The organism is Acinetobacter seifertii (assembly GCF_000368065.1).
In the GTDB taxonomy this organism is placed as follows: domain Bacteria; phylum Pseudomonadota; class Gammaproteobacteria; order Pseudomonadales; family Moraxellaceae; genus Acinetobacter; species Acinetobacter seifertii.
Map to the genome: position 1 here is coordinate 131,777 of NZ_KB851205.1, position 15,822 is coordinate 147,598.

The following is a 15,822-nucleotide window of genomic DNA, read 5'->3' on the forward strand; positions in this document are numbered from 1 at the left end:
ATATCTCACTTTAATTTTGTCTAAGATTTTATCCGTCAACTTTTTCTAATAAAATTTTAATCAATCCACGTGTTGATGCGTCGAGTGCTGAAAGATCATTTTGGGCACCATTTAGAATAGGAAGTAATTGATCAGCAATCTGTTTACCTTTCTCAACGCCCCATTGATCAAACGGATTAATATTCCAAATTACAGACTGGACAAATACTTTATGCTCATATAAAGCAATCAACTTTCCTAAACTATAAGGATTTAGTTCTTTTAAAAGTAATGTTGAACTTGGTTGGTTTCCTTCGTATTGCTTATGAATAGGCAAGTTCTCTAGTTCTTTTGAATCTAATGCTTCATTACCAAAAGCTAACAACCGTGACTGCGCTAAACAATTTGAAAGCGCTAGATGGTGTTGTTCAATCAACGCTTCAGCATTCTCTACATAAGTAAAATGATCTGCATTATAACGTTGTATCGGCGCAATAAAATCACAGCTTACTGCTTGAGTTCCTTGGTGGAGCAGTTGGTAAAATGCATGTTGGGCATTTGGTCCAACTTCACCCCATACAATTGGGCAAGTATCTAATTCAACTTTCTGTCCACCACGTTGTATAGATTTACCGTTAGATTCCATTTCTAACTGTTGTAAATAAGCCGCAAAATATTTTAAACGGCCATCATAAGGTAATACAGCATGAGTCTGAATATTTAAAAAATTATTATTCCAGACCCCCAATAATGCCATGAGTACAGGAATATTTTGCTCAAAACTTGTATTTTGGAAATGCTCATCAACAGCATGAGCACCAGCTAAAAGCTGCTGAAAACCATCAATCCCAACTGATAATGCTATAGGTAAACCAATACATGACCATAGAGAATATCGTCCACCAACCCAGTCCCAAAGGAGTAATTGATTTTCAGGAGCAATTCCCCACTCTGACATTTTTTCGGCTTTTGTAGAAACACCGATAAAATGGCTTTTTACAACACGTTCATGTTTTCCTAACGCTTTTTCAAGCCACTGTCGAACAGTTTGTGCATTGGATAAAGTATCAATAGTGCCAAATGACTTCGAGGAAATAATAAATAAAGTAGTTTCAGGACGAAGCTGATGAAGCAATTCTGATAACTGACTACCATCCATGGTCGATACGAAATGGACATTGAGTGGTTTGGCTGTTTTAACTTTAAAATCTGATAATGCATGGGTCACCATTTGAGGACCTAAATCAGACCCACCTACGCCAATATTAACAACATCTTGAATGACTTCACCTGTAGCACCACGGTATTGTCCAGCATGGATTTTTTCGACCAATGCATACATTCGTTGTAATTGTGCATGGACCTGTTTACTCAATTCCGCAGACTTAGAATAATCTTCTGGCAAACGTAAAGCCCAGTGCATAGCTGCACGCTGTTCGGTACAATTAACTTTATCTTGAGAAAATAATCGTTCAATCCAGTGAGACAATTGTTTGGTTTTTGCTAGAGCAACCAAATGCTCTAAAATATTCTTTGTCACACGGTGCTTACTATAATCAAAAACCAGTTGATCAAATTTTACAGAGTATTTCTGAAATCGATCCGACTCTGAAGCGAATAATTCTTTTATATGTACATTTGAATGTTTATCAACCAAAGAATGAAGCTGAGCGATAGGCGAAACTAATTCTTTTGGAAACTTCTCGATAGATTTATTCATAATCGACCTACCCCTTCATAAGCAAAACCTTTAGATTTCACATATGCAGGATCATAAATATTACGCCCATCCAAAATAAGAGGATGTAGCATTAACTGTTGTAAATGGTTAAAGTCAGGACTCCAATATTGCTTCCATGCTGTAACCAAACACATCGCATGCGCTCCTTTTGCTGCTTCGTATCGATCAGCGCATAAAACTAAATCATCACGACTGCCATATATACTTGCAATTTCCTCAAGAGCTTGAGGATCGTGTAATCGAACCTTCACACCTTGAGCCCATAAAGCAGCCAATAAAATATGAATGGGAGAATTGTGCGTACTTGAAGTATTCTCTTTAAATGAAGCACCCCAAATTGCGACAGTTTTCCCACTCAAATCACAATGATAATAGTTCCATAATTTACGGAATAAAATTTCTTTTTGTTGTTCGTTAATTAACCAAACTTGTTCTAAAAGTCGACTTTTCACCCCTGTTTCAGAAACAGTGCTAGAGAGTGTGAGAATATCATGTGAAAAATTTTCACCGCCAAAACCAACACCTGCCGACAAGTAGGCCGCACCAATACGTGTATCTGCAGTAATACCATGTTTTACATTCGCAATATCAATACCCAACTTCTCAGCAACTAAAGCAAGGTCATTCATATAACTAATTCTGGTTGCCAACATCCCCGAAATGCTAAGCTTGGTAAATTCAGCATCTAAAATCGGCATGAATAAATATTGATAGCTAAAACGAAAGAATGGACGTAATAATTCTTGCATTGTATCTTGAGCAGAACTCGATTCAACTCCAACAATGACATGTTTAACATTGAGTACACTATTAATCGCATTTCCCTCTTGAATCACGTCAGGAAAATAGACCCACTCATCTTTGGGTAAATGATGCTTTAATTTAGATGTACCATGTAAACCAAAGGTAGATCCATTCACCATTAGTCTTGGATGAACAATTGGACGTTCACTTAGCTTTTCAACTGTTTTTAAAGCAAGTTCTATTTGTGTTGGACTAAAACAGAATAAATATACTTCAATATCTAAAGGAATTTGAGAAAACGGACTTTCTATTAAAAAACCAGCATTCCTTTGTTTATTTAAATAATGATTAACTTCTTGATCTTGATATGAAAGTACAGATATATTTTCCTCACAGGTGACACTAGTACACCAATAGATCTGATTACCATACTCAGCTAACAACGCTGCCATTACACCAGCATGTAATGTAGTTCCAAACACTGCGATTTTCATTTCACACCTGTTTTTAATATTTTATAGAATTCTCTTCCTTTCAAGGGAAGAGAATATATTACTTAGCTCGTACATTTATTAAATTTTACAAATGCTTAAATAGAGCCGCAAAATCTTATAATTTAAGTTCTTGAATTAACTTCTTAAAATCATGACCTAACTTAGGATGCTCTATGCCATAGTGAAGTACAGCTTTTAAATAACCAAGTTTACTACCACAATCAAAGGTTTCTCCTCGCATACGATAAGCTTCAACCCTATCAGATTGTTGTAACATCGCAATCGCATCTGTTAATTGAATCTCACTACTTGCACCTGTAGGAATATTCTCTAAGATCTGCATAATTTTTGCAGGCAATATGTAACGACCAACAACAGCGAGACTTGAAGGGGCAGTCCCTATCGCGGGCTTTTCAATAATTCCTTGTATAGCTACACTTTCGCCGATATATGGTATTTTCGAAACATCAACAATACCATATTGATCAACCAGATGATCAGGCACTGCTTCTACCATAATCTGAGCGGCTTTATGCTCCGTATAACGCGCAACCATTTGGGACAGATCATTTTTTTCTGAATTATCTTTAACCAAAACATCGGGTAATAATACAGCAAAATCATCATTTCCTATTACACTTTTAGCGCATAATACCGCATGACCTAGTCCTAATGGCTGAGGCTGACGTACACTTACAATGCTCACGTTGGAGGGTAAAATATCAGTAATCTCTTTAATTAAATCAATTTTTTGCTTTTGTTTTAGTATTGTTTCCAACTCAAAATCATGGTCAAAATAATCTTCAATAGCAACCTTCGCCGAATGAGTTACAAAAATAATTTGTTCAATTCCAGCTTCCACCGCTTCACGTACTACGTATTCAATAGCAGGACGGTCAACTACAGTAACCATTTCCTTAGGAATAGACTTGCTTGCGGGTAAAAACCGTGTACCTAAACCAGCAACTGGTAAAACTGCTTTTTTGATCATGTGACTAACTTTATAACTAACAATTAATATTGTACTTCATCTTTTTTTGAAGACCCTGAAAAACGGCTTGCTCCAACTAACTGATCTGGTGCATTAATACCCTCTTTTTTCAACATGACCTGAACGGTTTTTACCATAATTTTAAAATCTAACCAGATATTATGTTTCTCTACATATTCAACATCTAATTCGAATTTCTCTTCCCAACTTAAGTTATTACGACCACTCACTTGAGCAAGACCAGTCATACCTGGTCTAACGTCATGACGTCGCATCTGTCTTGAAGTATAGTGCTGCATAAAATCAGCAAGTTGAGGACGAGGCCCTACAATACTCATATCACCTTTTAATACATTAATAAGTTGTGGCATTTCATCTAAGGTAGTAGAACGTAATTTTTGACCAAAGGGAGTAATCCTTTCTTCATCCGGTAAAATATTGCCATCCTGATCAACTCCGTCCCTCATAGAGCGAAACTTAATCATTTTAAATAGTTTACCATCTTTGCCTGGACGTTCTTGTAAGAAAAAAACAGGAGAACCTAAATTTTTCCGAACTTTATAAACTACAATCAGAAAAACAGGCATTAGAATAAGTAAGGCAAATAGGGAAATAAAAATATCTAAAAGCCTCTTTAACATCTTAATATACCTACAATTTTCATTTTAAATTACATTATGTACGAAACTGGTTTAAGCATTTTTTATTAAGCTTACTACGGTCAATATCATAAAGCCATCCCCACTTATTGAAGTATTGTATAGCACTTTTCAAATGGGCTTTAAGTAATAGTTTGTTTTTGTATGATGCTTGTTCGTGAATATGTACTATTTGAGCATCTGGATAATACATAGTTCCAAAACGCTCAGCACAACGTCTTGATAAATCTACATCCTCCATATACATGAAAAATCTCTCATCAAAGCCATTCAGCTCTAAAAGGACGTTCGAACGGAACAACATAAAGCAGCCAGAAAGATAAGGCGCAAAAATTGGTTTTTCAATAGAGAAGCTTTTCAATAGATATTTTTGGTCTAAGCTCCCTGCCATTTTTTTGGAAAATCTTCGAGCAAAAAGGTTTAATGGAGTAGGTAAGAGGCGTGCACCAAACTGATTTTCCCCATTACTATAAATAATTTTTGGAAGAAATAGCCCTTCTGTACACTGACTTGCAAACTCAACTAAACTGGAAAACTCTGACTCTTGAAACATAATATCGGGATTACAAATCAAGAAAAAATCACTATCTGCAGCATACTTACTTATGGCTTGATTATGTCCACAACCAAAGCCAAAGTTACCCTGTGATTTTAAATAAATAACTTTCTCATTTTTAAATGTAGAGGCCCAATCACTTTGATGATTATCAACCAAAATAATTTTTTTTATATGATTTGAACCTATTAAACAATCTAATGTATTTTTAAGCTCAAGATAAGAATGTTTATAAATTACAATAGACGCATTAACTGTAATCATTACATACTTCCTTTACCCATTTTTTTGATAATTGCATCTTTAAATGCGAGAAAGAATATTTTTACATTATTTAATCTTGGTGACACAAATAAACATAGAAAAGCAAAGTACATAAAAGTTTTTGGTATTTGTACAATACGCCAATTTGCTTGTAAATTAGAGTATAAAATCAAGAAAAAAGCATTACGAATAATAAAATACTTTCTAAAATCAGAATGTATATTTACGTACTTGTTTGAAAATGGAACTTTTAATGAATGGTCCCCAATTGAATGTTTCATAACAACTTGATTAGCGACAAAACATTGATAACCTTTTTTCTTAGCTCTTAAGCCCCATTCTAAATCGACATAATCAATAAACAACTCCTCCATCATTAATCCAATATCTTTAAATACACCTGTATGAATGAGAGTCCCTGATGAAATAATATAATCTGCAGCAGTATATAAACTATCCTCTTTCGGTATAATTCTGTTGACTTTTAATCCATTAAACTGAATTACTGGCGCCATCGTATTTGTTTTAATATCAATATAGGAAGGACCTATAGCAGCTATTTTATTTTCTATTCTAGAAATATTTTCATAAGCAGAAATCATACTAGCAATAAAATTTTTATCAATTGATGAATCCTGATCAAAAATAATTACAAATTCTGAATTCAATTCTAAAGCTTTAAGTATGCCCTTGTTATGAGCGGCAGCAATACCTAAATTATCTTTTAAATCTATATAATTTACATTTAAGTTCTGAAAAAAATTCTCAGTATAGTTTTTATAAATTATTGGTGTATTATCAACCAAGATAATACTGTCAACTTGATTTGATAAATTATCCACTAGTTGTTTAACCGAATCAAGATCTGGCCTAAATAAAACAATAATAGCAGAAATAGATAGCTTCATAATTTTCAACCTATAACAATTTTAGTTGTACTATAGAAAAAAATAAAACTAAAACTTAATATAATAAAAAGATAAAAAGATTTAGTTAGATTGTTAATACTTTTGATTTCTAGTGGAAATACAAAAGTAAGCATTGAGAACAATATAAACAATTCTGAAAATCTTAACCCAAACGTCGCATTAAAACTTAACGTTATCTGTAGTGCACAACCAATACTACTTAATAATACTACAAACTTCTTAAAATCATTAAGATTTTCCCAGAAAAATGTAAGAAAAAAGATCATTAAAATTTTACTAATAAGGAAGACAGAAATTAATGACAAATTTTCATTACTATCAAGATAATCTTCAAATCTTAAATTATTAGAAAAATAAGTAATAAAAGTTGAAATAATAGTATTTGAAAACAAGAACTTTAAGATAAAACTAGAGAAAATTAGAGCGATAACTAAAAATTTTGATATACTAAATTTCCTTAATGTATACAAATAATATAAAATTACTAAAAATAATACTGAAATGTGAACACTAATTGCCAATAAAAAGATTAATGCTGTCCACAAATTGTTTTTATAAAAGAAAATACCTCGTACAATTGCATAAGAAGCTAAAGCTATAGCTAAACCAGCTCTTATTTGGGTAATTTCAAATAAAATAAAGGTTTGACAAAATAACAGCCAAACTGCCAAAACAATACTTAAGTTGAAATTTAAAAAAGTAGATACCTTATATTTAAAATAAAAAATAAACCAACTAAAAACAAAATAAATAACATAATATTCTGGTGATAGGAATTTTTGAATTATTCCCACTAAGAACTGAAAGCCTATATCTTTTCCAGAATCTACACCTCCAGTAAATATAATTTCACTCAAACTATAAGATTGAATACCTCGAAACCAAATAACATAATTTATATAATCTCGACTTAAGTTTTCTACATTTTGTGCTATAAAGAAAGAAAGAAAGAGACCACTCAACATATATGGTAATTTTAAATAGTCTTTAGATAACTTTTCATTGAAAACAACTAATAGTGTCAGACTATAGATAAAAAAACAAATGCCAAGTATATACACAAATATTTCACCTTAATTCAAGACTACATTTAAAAAAATATTTTCAATAAAATTAAATCATAAACTTATTAAGTTCTGACTTTAAATTAAAATTATTGTTCTCAAAAATTTTATGAATTACGTTAACATTCTTCAGACTTTTCCGAGCCTTCAATTGATCATTAAATTCATGCAAATAAATATATTCATAACCATAATTTTCAAAATCACCAATTTTTTCAGATAAAACAATTGGTACAATACCATAATTAAGATATTCAATAATTTTGGTAGGACAAGCAACTCTATTAACTAAAATATCATCCCTTAAAACAAAACCATAATGATTCTCTATATAATAACCTTCTAATTCTGTTGGTTTAACAGATTTGATAGTAATTTTTACATTTTCAATATTATAAGATTTTAACTTTTCTTCAAAAATTTTAGGCTCACCAGTCAAAATCGTAAAGTTTATTTTTATAGATTGATTTCTTTTAATGGCATCCAGCATTAAATCTATATTTTGCCATACTTGAGTATTACCACTATAAATCACCTTTATTTCTTCATCCTTTATTTGAAATGAACTCATATCACAAGGGTTTAAATGACTTGGCAATATAGAATAAATAATATATTTTGTATTGCTAAGAGGATATTTACATTTAAAATGCTCAGCCATTCTATTAGTTACAGCTATACATACATTAACTTTCTTAAATAGTATATTTTCTATTACAGAAAATATAACTGCATATTTCATTTTATGTTGTAATTTTAATTCTTCTGGCACCACACCATGCAAATCTAAAATATAAAAATTATGGATAAAAAATATAAAGAAAATCAAATTTAATGCATTATAAATTGATTGTATATATACAAATGAACTTTTTTTAAATAGTTTTAAAATATAAATAAAATGTAAGAAAAAATTACAATTAACTTCTGTTCTTAAGCCATGCTCTGCAATTTTAGCTTTAAAATTTTTAAAAAGACTAACACTTAAATATATTCTTTCATCTTCCTTGAAAAAATTATCTATATTTTCAACGCGTTGAAAAAAACCATCTCTATATTCTTCAGGAGATTGTGGATATTTACTTAAAAATAGAATCACTTGACCGATCTCTTTATTAGAACTCAACATAAACTCTTTAGTATTCTTACACAAGCTCTACCATCACCATAAGGATTATGGGCCTGAGCCATTTTCTCATATTCAACTTTATTATCAATTAATGTTTGTGCTTCTTTGATTAATGTATTTTTATCTGTCCCTACTAGCTTAACCGTCCCAGCCTTGACAGCTTCAGGTCTTTCTGTTGTATCTCTCATAACCAAAACTGGCTTACCTAAAGAAGGTGCCTCTTCTTGAATGCCACCACTATCAGTAATAATAAAATATGACTTATTCATCATATAAATAAATTCTTCGTATTGAAGTGGATCAATCAAATATACATTCGTCAAATCAGAAAGGATCTCGTTTACTGGTTTTTGTACATTTGGATTTAAATGTACTGGATAAACGATATCAATATCTGGATTGCTCTTCGCTAACTCTTTTAGTCCTTCACAAATATTAATAAAGCCTTGACCAAAATTTTCACGTCTATGGCCAGTAACCAAAATAATTTTTCTTTTTCCATCGAGTTGATATTGTTCAGAAATTTTAGACTTAATTTTCTCTTGTAGAGTCGGTTGATTTTCAATTCGCTGTAAAACATACATTAAGGCATCTATAACTGTATTACCCGTAACATAGATATCTTGCTGGTTTTTCCCTTCTTTTAATAGATTTTCTTCACTTTGCTGAGTTGGAGCAAAGTGATAATTGGCTAAAATACCTGTTAACTGTCTATTGCCTTCTTCTGGCCAAGGCGAATAGATATCATTTGTTCTTAAGCCTGCCTCAACATGCCCCACTTTAATCTTCGCATAAAAAGCTGCCAAGCTAGCTGACAATGTTGTAGTTGTATCACCATGTACCAGAACTACATCTGGTTTGAAATCCTCTAATACAGATTTCATACCTATTAGCACATTTGAAGTAATATCATATAAATCTTGACCAGGTTTCATAATATTTAAATCATAATCTGGTTTTATATCAAATATTTCTAATACTTGGTCTAACATTTGTCTATGTTGAGCAGTTACACATACTTTAGTTTGAAAGCTATAAGTATCTTTTTGAAATTCTTTCACTAACGGCGCCATTTTAATGGCTTCAGGACGTGTTCCAAACACAATTAATATTTTTTTCATAGTTTCAACCTAAAAATAAGTCCTAACATAGATAATGTTAAAAGGATTTCACCAAATATCATTGAAAATAATATACCATCAATCATAAAATGAGGAATTAGAACAATATTCAATAAAACCGTAGCTGATGCAGCAGCCACAAATGAGTATGTGTACACTTTATCTTTCCTCATTGCGGTTAAATACTGAATACCAATAATATTGTTAATCACACCAAAAAATAACCAAATCATCATTACAGCTAACACATAACTATAATTAATAAACTCTATTCCATAGATTAAATTAACGATAGTCTTAGATAATAAAGCAACGATTACACTCAGCATTAGTGCAATTCCACCCACAATAGTAAATATTTTTTTAATATATGTCTTTGCTAGATTCTCTTGATTAACTTTAGTACAACTTATTGGGTATAAAGCCTGAGTCACAGGTGTAAATAATCCAACTATAGCTCTAAAAAGCTTTTCGGATGCTGAGTAGTAACCAACAACAGTATTATTTGATACAAAAGATAAAATAATTGTACCTGAAGAAGTCAATAAATTACTTAGTGCAGAGGTTAAAAATAAATGTACTCCACCTTTTAAATAGGAGATAACTACATAAATTTTTTGAAAACTAAATTTAACATTAAATTTTTTATAGATTAAATATAAAGAGTAACCACCTGCCAATATTGCGCCTAAAGATGTCAACAACGGCACCAAATAATAATCAGATGCATGTTTTACAAATATAAAAACTGCTATGGTAAATAGAAATTTAGTTACGATATTAATTATTGTAATATACTTCATTCTCTCCATTCCCTGAAAAAACCATATAGGGAACAGAACTTGACCTAATACTGTTCCAAAAGTCAAAAAATATAGTTCTGGATCTGTACTAAACTTTTCAAAAAAAGAAACTAATACTAAAAGAATTATAAATGATATAACTAAAAGAAAAAATTTAATAATCATTACACTACTAAAAATTTCATTTAACTTCTCATTATTTTCTTTATGTACTGCAATTTCTCTGGTTGCTGTAAAATTAAAACCATAATCAGTTAATACAATAAAATAACTAATTATGGCTGTTGCAAAAGCTAATGTACCAAACTTTTCTGCACCCAATATACGTACAAGATAGGGTAACGTAAGTAATGGTAAAATATAGTTAAGCCCCTGTAACGTTGCTAGTGAAATAAAGTTCCCTAGAAATCTTTTATTTTCAGGGTTAGCTATCAATTTATTTAACTTAGCAAACAATTTACAAGCTCTTATAGAATATATAAATAAATTTAGTGATTATTTAATTAATCAAATAACTTTGCATCTTCTAAATTCAATGCAACTTTATCTTTATCACTCACTAAAACTTGATCAACACTACTTAAGGGCCAGTCAATCGCGATAGACGGATCATCCCAAACAATCGCTCCTTCACTTTCTTTATTATAATAGTTCGTAGTTTTATATAAAAATTGGGTATTATCTTCTAAAGCAACAAAACCATGTGCAAATCCAGCAGGAATCCAAAATTGCTTATGATTTTCGCCAGTTAACTCAACACCTACCCATTGACCAAAAGTTGGAGAACTTTTACGAATATCAACAGCAACATCCCAAGCTTTACCCTGCACAACTCGAACTAACTTACCTTGGGCATATGGATTAAGTTGATAATGTAATCCTCTTAAAACACCTTTTTGAGATAAAGAATGATTGTCTTGAACGAATTGAGGAATATCCAATCCACGTTCTTGTAACGCTTGCTCAAAAGCTTTTTGGTTAAAACTTTCCATAAACCAGCCACGATCATCGCCAAAAACTTTAGGTTCTAAAATCAAAAGACCCTTAATCTTTGTTTCAATTACATTCATTCTTTTATCTCTATATTTTGAAATATTTACAACCAACTCTAAATTATTATGAGAGCATCATTTTTTTTGATGTTCAGCATGCAATTTAAATAGATATTGACCATAACCTGTTTTCTTAAAGAAGTTTGCACGTTTAAGAAGTTGCTCTTCATCAATCCAACTATTGTTAAATGCAATTTCTTCTAAACAAGCGATTTTTAAACCTTGACGATGCTCTACAGTTTGAACAAACTGACTCGCTTCAAGCAGTGAATCATGCGTACCTGTATCTAACCATGCGAATCCACGCCCTAACAACTCAACATTCAAATCTTCTTGTTGAAGATAAACATTATTTACATCGGTAATTTCTAGCTCACCTCGTTGTGAGGGTTTAATATTTTTCGCAATATCAACTACTTTATTATCATAGAAATAAAGACCAGTAACAGCATAGTGTGATTTTGGATGTTCAGGTTTTTCTTCAATACTTAAAGCTTTTCCATTTTCATCAAAATCAACAACTCCGAAACGCTCTGGATCATTTACATAATAACCAAATACAGTTGCGCCAGTCGCTTTTTCAGTTGCACGTTTTAGCTGAGTCCCGAAACTTTGGCCATAGAAAATGTTATCACCTAAAATTAAGCAAACATTATCTTCACCTATAAATTCTTCACCCAATATAAATGCCTGAGCTAAACCATCAGGAGATGGCTGAATTTTATAAGAAAGTTTTAAACCAATTTCCTCACCAGTACCTAAAAGTTTTTCATAGTTAGGTAAGTCTTCAGGAGTAGAAATAATTAAAATCTCATTAATTCCGGCCAACATCAAAACAGACAATGGATAATAAATCATTGGCTTATCGTAAATTGGCAATAATTGTTTTGATGTACCCATTGTAATTGGGTATAACCGAGTTCCTGAACCACCAGCAAGAATAATACCTTTACGTTTTACTTGGCTCATTAAATAATTTCCTCTAAAACTTGTGCTACACCTAACTTCCAATTCGGTAGATGTATTTTAAAATTTGCTTGTAGTTTATTTGTATTTAAACGGGAATTTAAAGGTCGTCTAGCTGGAGTAGGATATGCAGAAGTTTCAATTGCATTTACTTTTTGAATTGCTAAAGATTGTCCTTTTTGTTTAGCTAACTCAAATACAAATTGCGCATAGTCGAACCACGAGCATTCACCAGCAGCAGCCAAATGATAATGCCCTAATAAATCTTTTTGTTGCTGAGCACCCATTAATGAATAATACTTTAATGCTTGTGCTGTCACATCTGCAATAAGGGCAGCCCCTGTCGGCGCACCAATCTGGTCATGAATAATACTTAGCTCTTCACGATTTGAAGCTAATTTCAACATCGTTTTTATAAAGTTATTACCATGCGAACCATAAACCCAGCATGTTCTGAAGTTAATAAAAGCACAGCCACTTTGCTCAAGTGCAATTTCACCAAGACGCTTTGTATTGCCATACAAATTTACAGGATCCGTTAAGTCTCTCTCAGACCATGCTTTTTCCCCTTCACCATTAAAAACATAATCTGTTGAATAGTGAATGAGTAAAATATGATGAGTTTGACAAAGTTCAGCTAGATTTTTGACAGCGAGATGATTAATTAAATCAGCATTTTCTTGATCTGATTCAGCTTTATCAACCGCTGTATAAGCTGCGGCATTTACAATTATATTTGGCTGGACTTTTTCAATAGTCTGTTTAATTTGATCAAAATTAGCCAAATCGCCACTTAGACCATCTAAACTTGTAGAACGGTCAATCGCAATCACCTCACCAAGTGTTTGCAGAGAGCGTTGTAACTCCCACCCAACTTGTCCATTTTTTCCGAGCAATAATATTTTCATGGTTATCACTCAAAATTTAGGCTTTTTTTGCCTGATATTGTTGTTGTACCCAGTTTTTGTATTCACCGCTTTGTACGTTTTCAACCCATTCTTGGTTGTTCAAATACCATTCAACAGTTTTACGAAGACCTGTTTCAAAACTTTCTTCTGGCACCCACCCTAGATCTTCTTTAATTTTCGTTGCATCAATTGCATAACGTAGATCATGACCAGGACGATCTGTGACATACGTAATTAAATCAACATAATGGGCCACGCCTTCAGGTTTATTTGGCGCAAGTTCCTCAAGTAACTGGCAAATTGATTTTACGACATCAATATTTTTTTGTTCGTTATGACCACCAATATTATAAGTTTCACCTACTTTGGCTTCAGTAACAACTTTATAAAGTGCACGTGCATGATCTTCAACATATAACCAATCACGAATTTGGTCACCTTTACCATAAATTGGTAAAGCTTTCCCTTTTAATGCGTTTAATATCACTAAGGGAATTAATTTTTCCGGGAAGTGATATGGACCATAGTTATTAGAACAATTTGTAATGACTACTGGTAAACCATAAGTACGATTCCAAGCACGTACTAAATGATCTGAGCTTGCCTTACTTGCAGAATATGGAGAACTTGGCGCATAAGATGTCGATTCATGAAATAAATCATCAGTTCCCTCAAGATCACCATATACTTCATCGGTTGAAATATGATGAAAACGGAATGCTGTTTTTTTATCGTCACTTAAATTATTCCAATAATGACGTGCGGCTTCTAATAATTGATATGTTCCGATAATATTGGTTTCAATAAATGCAGCAGACCCCGTAATTGATCGATCAACATGTGATTCTGCAGCTAAATGCATGACTAAGTCTGGCTGAAAATCTTTAAATAAAAAATCTAATGCTTTACGATCACAGATATCAGTTTGAGAAAATTGATATCTGGAATTTTGGTCAACTTCTTTAAGTGATTCTAAATTTCCTGCATATGTCAATTTATCAACATTAAGAACATCATTATTAGTATTTTTGATAATGTGACGAACAACAGCAGAACCAATAAAACCTGCTCCACCTGTAACTAAAATTTTCATAAAATTCCTATGTTAGTAATCTTTACAGCCGAATATCACTTTGTTCTTTGTTTAAAACATATTTTAAATCATATAAAACATGTTTTTCTTTGCCTAAGGAAACAAGTTCCTGTGCAGACATTTGTTTAAACTGGTCATGTGCAACCGCTATTATGATGGCGTCATACCGACCTTGTTTTAATTCCATAATTGGAGCTAAGCCATACTCTGCTTCAACTTCAGCACTATCTACCCAAGGATCATAGATATCAAGATCTAAATCGTATTCTTTTAGTGCTTTTACCATATCTACAATTTTGGTATTTCGTATATCTGGACAATTCTCTTTAAAACTTAAACCTAAAATTAATATACGTGCCCCTACAACTTGGATACGTTTCTTTACCATTTCTTTGATCAATTGAGTTGCAACATATTCTCCCATACGATCATTTAAACGACGAGCTGCTAAAATGATTTCAGGATGCAAACCAATCGACTCGGCTTTATGTGTTAAGTAATAAGGATCAACACCAATACAATGCCCACCCACCAAACCTGGTCTAAAATTTAAAAAATTCCACTTTGTACCGGCTGCTTTAAGCACATCCTCTGTATCAATACCCATTTTATTAAAAATAAGAGCCAATTCATTGATCAATGCAATATTGACATCTCTTTGTGTATTTTCGATGACTTTTGCAGCTTCGGCAACTTTAATAGTCGGCGCTTTATGTGTTCCTGCTTCAATGATTAAGTTATAAACTTGATCAATATAATCAGCTACCAATGGTGTTGAACCTGATGTAATTTTTAAAATATTAGTGACACGTCGTTGTTTATCCCCAGGATTAATACGCTCAGGGCTATAACCCACAAAAAAATCTTGGTTGAACTTTAAACCTGAATATTTTTCTAATTCAGGTATGCATACCTCTTCTGTCGCACCTGGATAAACCGTTGACTCATAAACAACAATATCGCCTTTTTTTAAAACCTTCGCAATACTTTGAGATGCTTTTATAAGAGGGGTCAAATCTGGTTGTTTAAAATCGTCGATTGGTGTTGGTACCGTGACAATAAAGAAGTTTGAATTCTGTAAATCTTCAATATTTGCTGTATACGATAAATGCTGTACGTATTTCAACTCATCTGAGGTTACTTCTAATGTATGATCATGTCCGTTTTTTAACTCCAATATTCGATTTTCATTTATATCAAATCCGATTGTAGGTTTATGTTTACCAAATTCAACTGCTAAAGGTAATCCAACATACCCTAAGCCGATAATTGCTATTTTTAGTTGCTCAAGTTGAAACATATATAAAACCTAACCATTTAATTTTAAAT

Annotated in this window: 15 protein-coding genes; all 15 read right to left on the minus strand. The window is 32.2% G+C overall.

Annotated elements, in window-relative coordinates; translation table 11 throughout:
- Positions 1-28: 28 nt before the first annotated feature.
- The 15 genes from pgi to tviB all read right to left on the minus strand — a co-directional run bounded on the left by pgi (position 29) and on the right by tviB (position 15,793).
- Positions 29-1,699: a glucose-6-phosphate isomerase gene (gene pgi / locus F985_RS24460; RefSeq protein WP_004706051.1), complete on the minus strand. Its 1,671-nt coding sequence runs from the start codon at positions 1,697-1,699 to the stop codon at positions 29-31.
- Positions 1,696-2,958 carry a UDP binding domain-containing protein gene (locus F985_RS24465; protein WP_004706053.1) on the minus strand — a complete coding sequence of 421 codons (1,263 nt, stop codon included), beginning with the start codon at positions 2,956-2,958 and terminating at the stop codon, positions 1,696-1,698. Before F985_RS24465 ends, pgi begins: the two co-directional genes overlap by 4 nt.
- 115 nt (positions 2,959-3,073) lie before the next feature.
- Positions 3,074-3,949, minus strand: coding sequence for a UTP--glucose-1-phosphate uridylyltransferase GalU (galU, locus tag F985_RS24470; protein ID WP_004706055.1), 876 nt, complete (start codon positions 3,947-3,949; stop codon positions 3,074-3,076).
- A gap of 23 nt (positions 3,950-3,972) precedes the next feature.
- Positions 3,973-4,590, minus strand: a complete 618-nt coding sequence (locus F985_RS24475; protein WP_004706058.1) for a sugar transferase — start codon at positions 4,588-4,590, stop codon at positions 3,973-3,975.
- A 34-nt stretch (positions 4,591-4,624) separates the two neighbouring features.
- The gene (locus tag F985_RS24480; RefSeq protein WP_004706059.1) at positions 4,625-5,428 is read right to left on the minus strand and encodes a glycosyltransferase; all 804 of its coding nucleotides are present in this window, start codon (positions 5,426-5,428) and stop codon (positions 4,625-4,627) included.
- Complete coding sequence (locus F985_RS24485; RefSeq protein ID WP_004706061.1) at positions 5,428-6,336, minus strand: glycosyltransferase family 2 protein; 909 nt, start codon at positions 6,334-6,336, stop codon at positions 5,428-5,430. Before F985_RS24485 ends, F985_RS24480 begins: the two co-directional genes overlap by 1 nt.
- A gap of 5 nt (positions 6,337-6,341) precedes the next feature.
- Positions 6,342-7,418 carry an EpsG family protein gene (locus tag F985_RS24490; protein WP_004706062.1) on the minus strand — a complete coding sequence of 359 codons (1,077 nt, stop codon included), beginning with the start codon at positions 7,416-7,418 and terminating at the stop codon, positions 6,342-6,344.
- A gap of 52 nt (positions 7,419-7,470) precedes the next feature.
- Entirely contained in the window at positions 7,471-8,550 is a 1,080-nt protein-coding gene (locus F985_RS24495) for a glycosyltransferase family protein (RefSeq protein WP_004706064.1), read from the minus strand.
- A complete protein-coding gene (wecB, locus tag F985_RS24500; protein WP_004706067.1) occupies positions 8,544-9,671 on the minus strand; it encodes a non-hydrolyzing UDP-N-acetylglucosamine 2-epimerase in 1,128 nt (375 codons plus the stop codon). The genes F985_RS24495 and wecB overlap by 7 nt, the downstream gene beginning before the upstream one ends.
- Positions 9,668-10,930, minus strand: a complete 1,263-nt coding sequence (locus F985_RS24505; protein WP_004706068.1) for a flippase — start codon at positions 10,928-10,930, stop codon at positions 9,668-9,670. Before F985_RS24505 ends, wecB begins: the two co-directional genes overlap by 4 nt.
- A gap of 47 nt (positions 10,931-10,977) precedes the next feature.
- Positions 10,978-11,544, minus strand: a complete 567-nt coding sequence (gene rfbC, locus F985_RS24510) for a dTDP-4-dehydrorhamnose 3,5-epimerase (protein ID WP_004706071.1) — start codon at positions 11,542-11,544, stop codon at positions 10,978-10,980.
- Positions 11,545-11,601: 57 nt separating this feature from the next.
- A complete protein-coding gene (rfbA, locus tag F985_RS24515; RefSeq protein ID WP_004706073.1) occupies positions 11,602-12,495 on the minus strand; it encodes a glucose-1-phosphate thymidylyltransferase RfbA in 894 nt (297 codons plus the stop codon).
- Positions 12,495-13,400 (minus strand): dTDP-4-dehydrorhamnose reductase, encoded by a 906-nt coding sequence (gene rfbD / locus F985_RS24520; RefSeq protein ID WP_004706075.1) that lies wholly within the window; start codon positions 13,398-13,400, stop codon positions 12,495-12,497. The genes rfbA and rfbD overlap by 1 nt, the downstream gene beginning before the upstream one ends.
- A 16-nt stretch (positions 13,401-13,416) precedes the next feature.
- Entirely contained in the window at positions 13,417-14,493 is a 1,077-nt protein-coding gene (gene rfbB / locus F985_RS24525; protein ID WP_004706077.1) for a dTDP-glucose 4,6-dehydratase, read from the minus strand.
- A gap of 22 nt (positions 14,494-14,515) precedes the next feature.
- On the minus strand, positions 14,516-15,793 hold the full coding sequence (gene tviB / locus F985_RS24530) for a Vi polysaccharide biosynthesis UDP-N-acetylglucosamine C-6 dehydrogenase TviB (RefSeq protein ID WP_004706079.1): 1,278 nt from the start codon (positions 15,791-15,793) through the stop codon (positions 14,516-14,518).
- Positions 15,794-15,822 lie beyond the last annotated feature (29 nt).

Bases quoted from the DNA above. Each gene is read 5' to 3' on its own strand.
- pgi (WP_004706051.1), bottom strand. From the start codon at position 1,699: ATGAATAAATCTATCGAGAAGTTTCCAAAAGAATTAGTTTCGCCTATC.
- F985_RS24465 (WP_004706053.1), bottom strand. From the start codon at position 2,958: ATGAAAATCGCAGTGTTTGGAACTACATTACATGCTGGTGTAATGGCA.
- galU (WP_004706055.1), bottom strand. From the start codon at position 3,949: ATGATCAAAAAAGCAGTTTTACCAGTTGCTGGTTTAGGTACACGGTTT.
- F985_RS24475 (WP_004706058.1), bottom strand. From the start codon at position 4,590: ATGTTAAAGAGGCTTTTAGATATTTTTATTTCCCTATTTGCCTTACTT.
- F985_RS24480 (WP_004706059.1), bottom strand. From the start codon at position 5,428: ATGATTACAGTTAATGCGTCTATTGTAATTTATAAACATTCTTATCTT.
- F985_RS24485 (WP_004706061.1), bottom strand. From the start codon at position 6,336: ATGAAGCTATCTATTTCTGCTATTATTGTTTTATTTAGGCCAGATCTT.
- F985_RS24495 (WP_004706064.1), bottom strand. From the start codon at position 8,550: ATGTTGAGTTCTAATAAAGAGATCGGTCAAGTGATTCTATTTTTAAGT.
- wecB (WP_004706067.1), bottom strand. From the start codon at position 9,671: ATGAAAAAAATATTAATTGTGTTTGGAACACGTCCTGAAGCCATTAAA.
- rfbC (WP_004706071.1), bottom strand. From the start codon at position 11,544: ATGAATGTAATTGAAACAAAGATTAAGGGTCTTTTGATTTTAGAACCT.
- rfbA (WP_004706073.1), bottom strand. From the start codon at position 12,495: ATGAGCCAAGTAAAACGTAAAGGTATTATTCTTGCTGGTGGTTCAGGA.
- rfbD (WP_004706075.1), bottom strand. From the start codon at position 13,400: ATGAAAATATTATTGCTCGGAAAAAATGGACAAGTTGGGTGGGAGTTA.
- rfbB (WP_004706077.1), bottom strand. From the start codon at position 14,493: ATGAAAATTTTAGTTACAGGTGGAGCAGGTTTTATTGGTTCTGCTGTT.
- tviB (WP_004706079.1), bottom strand. From the start codon at position 15,793: ATGTTTCAACTTGAGCAACTAAAAATAGCAATTATCGGCTTAGGGTAT.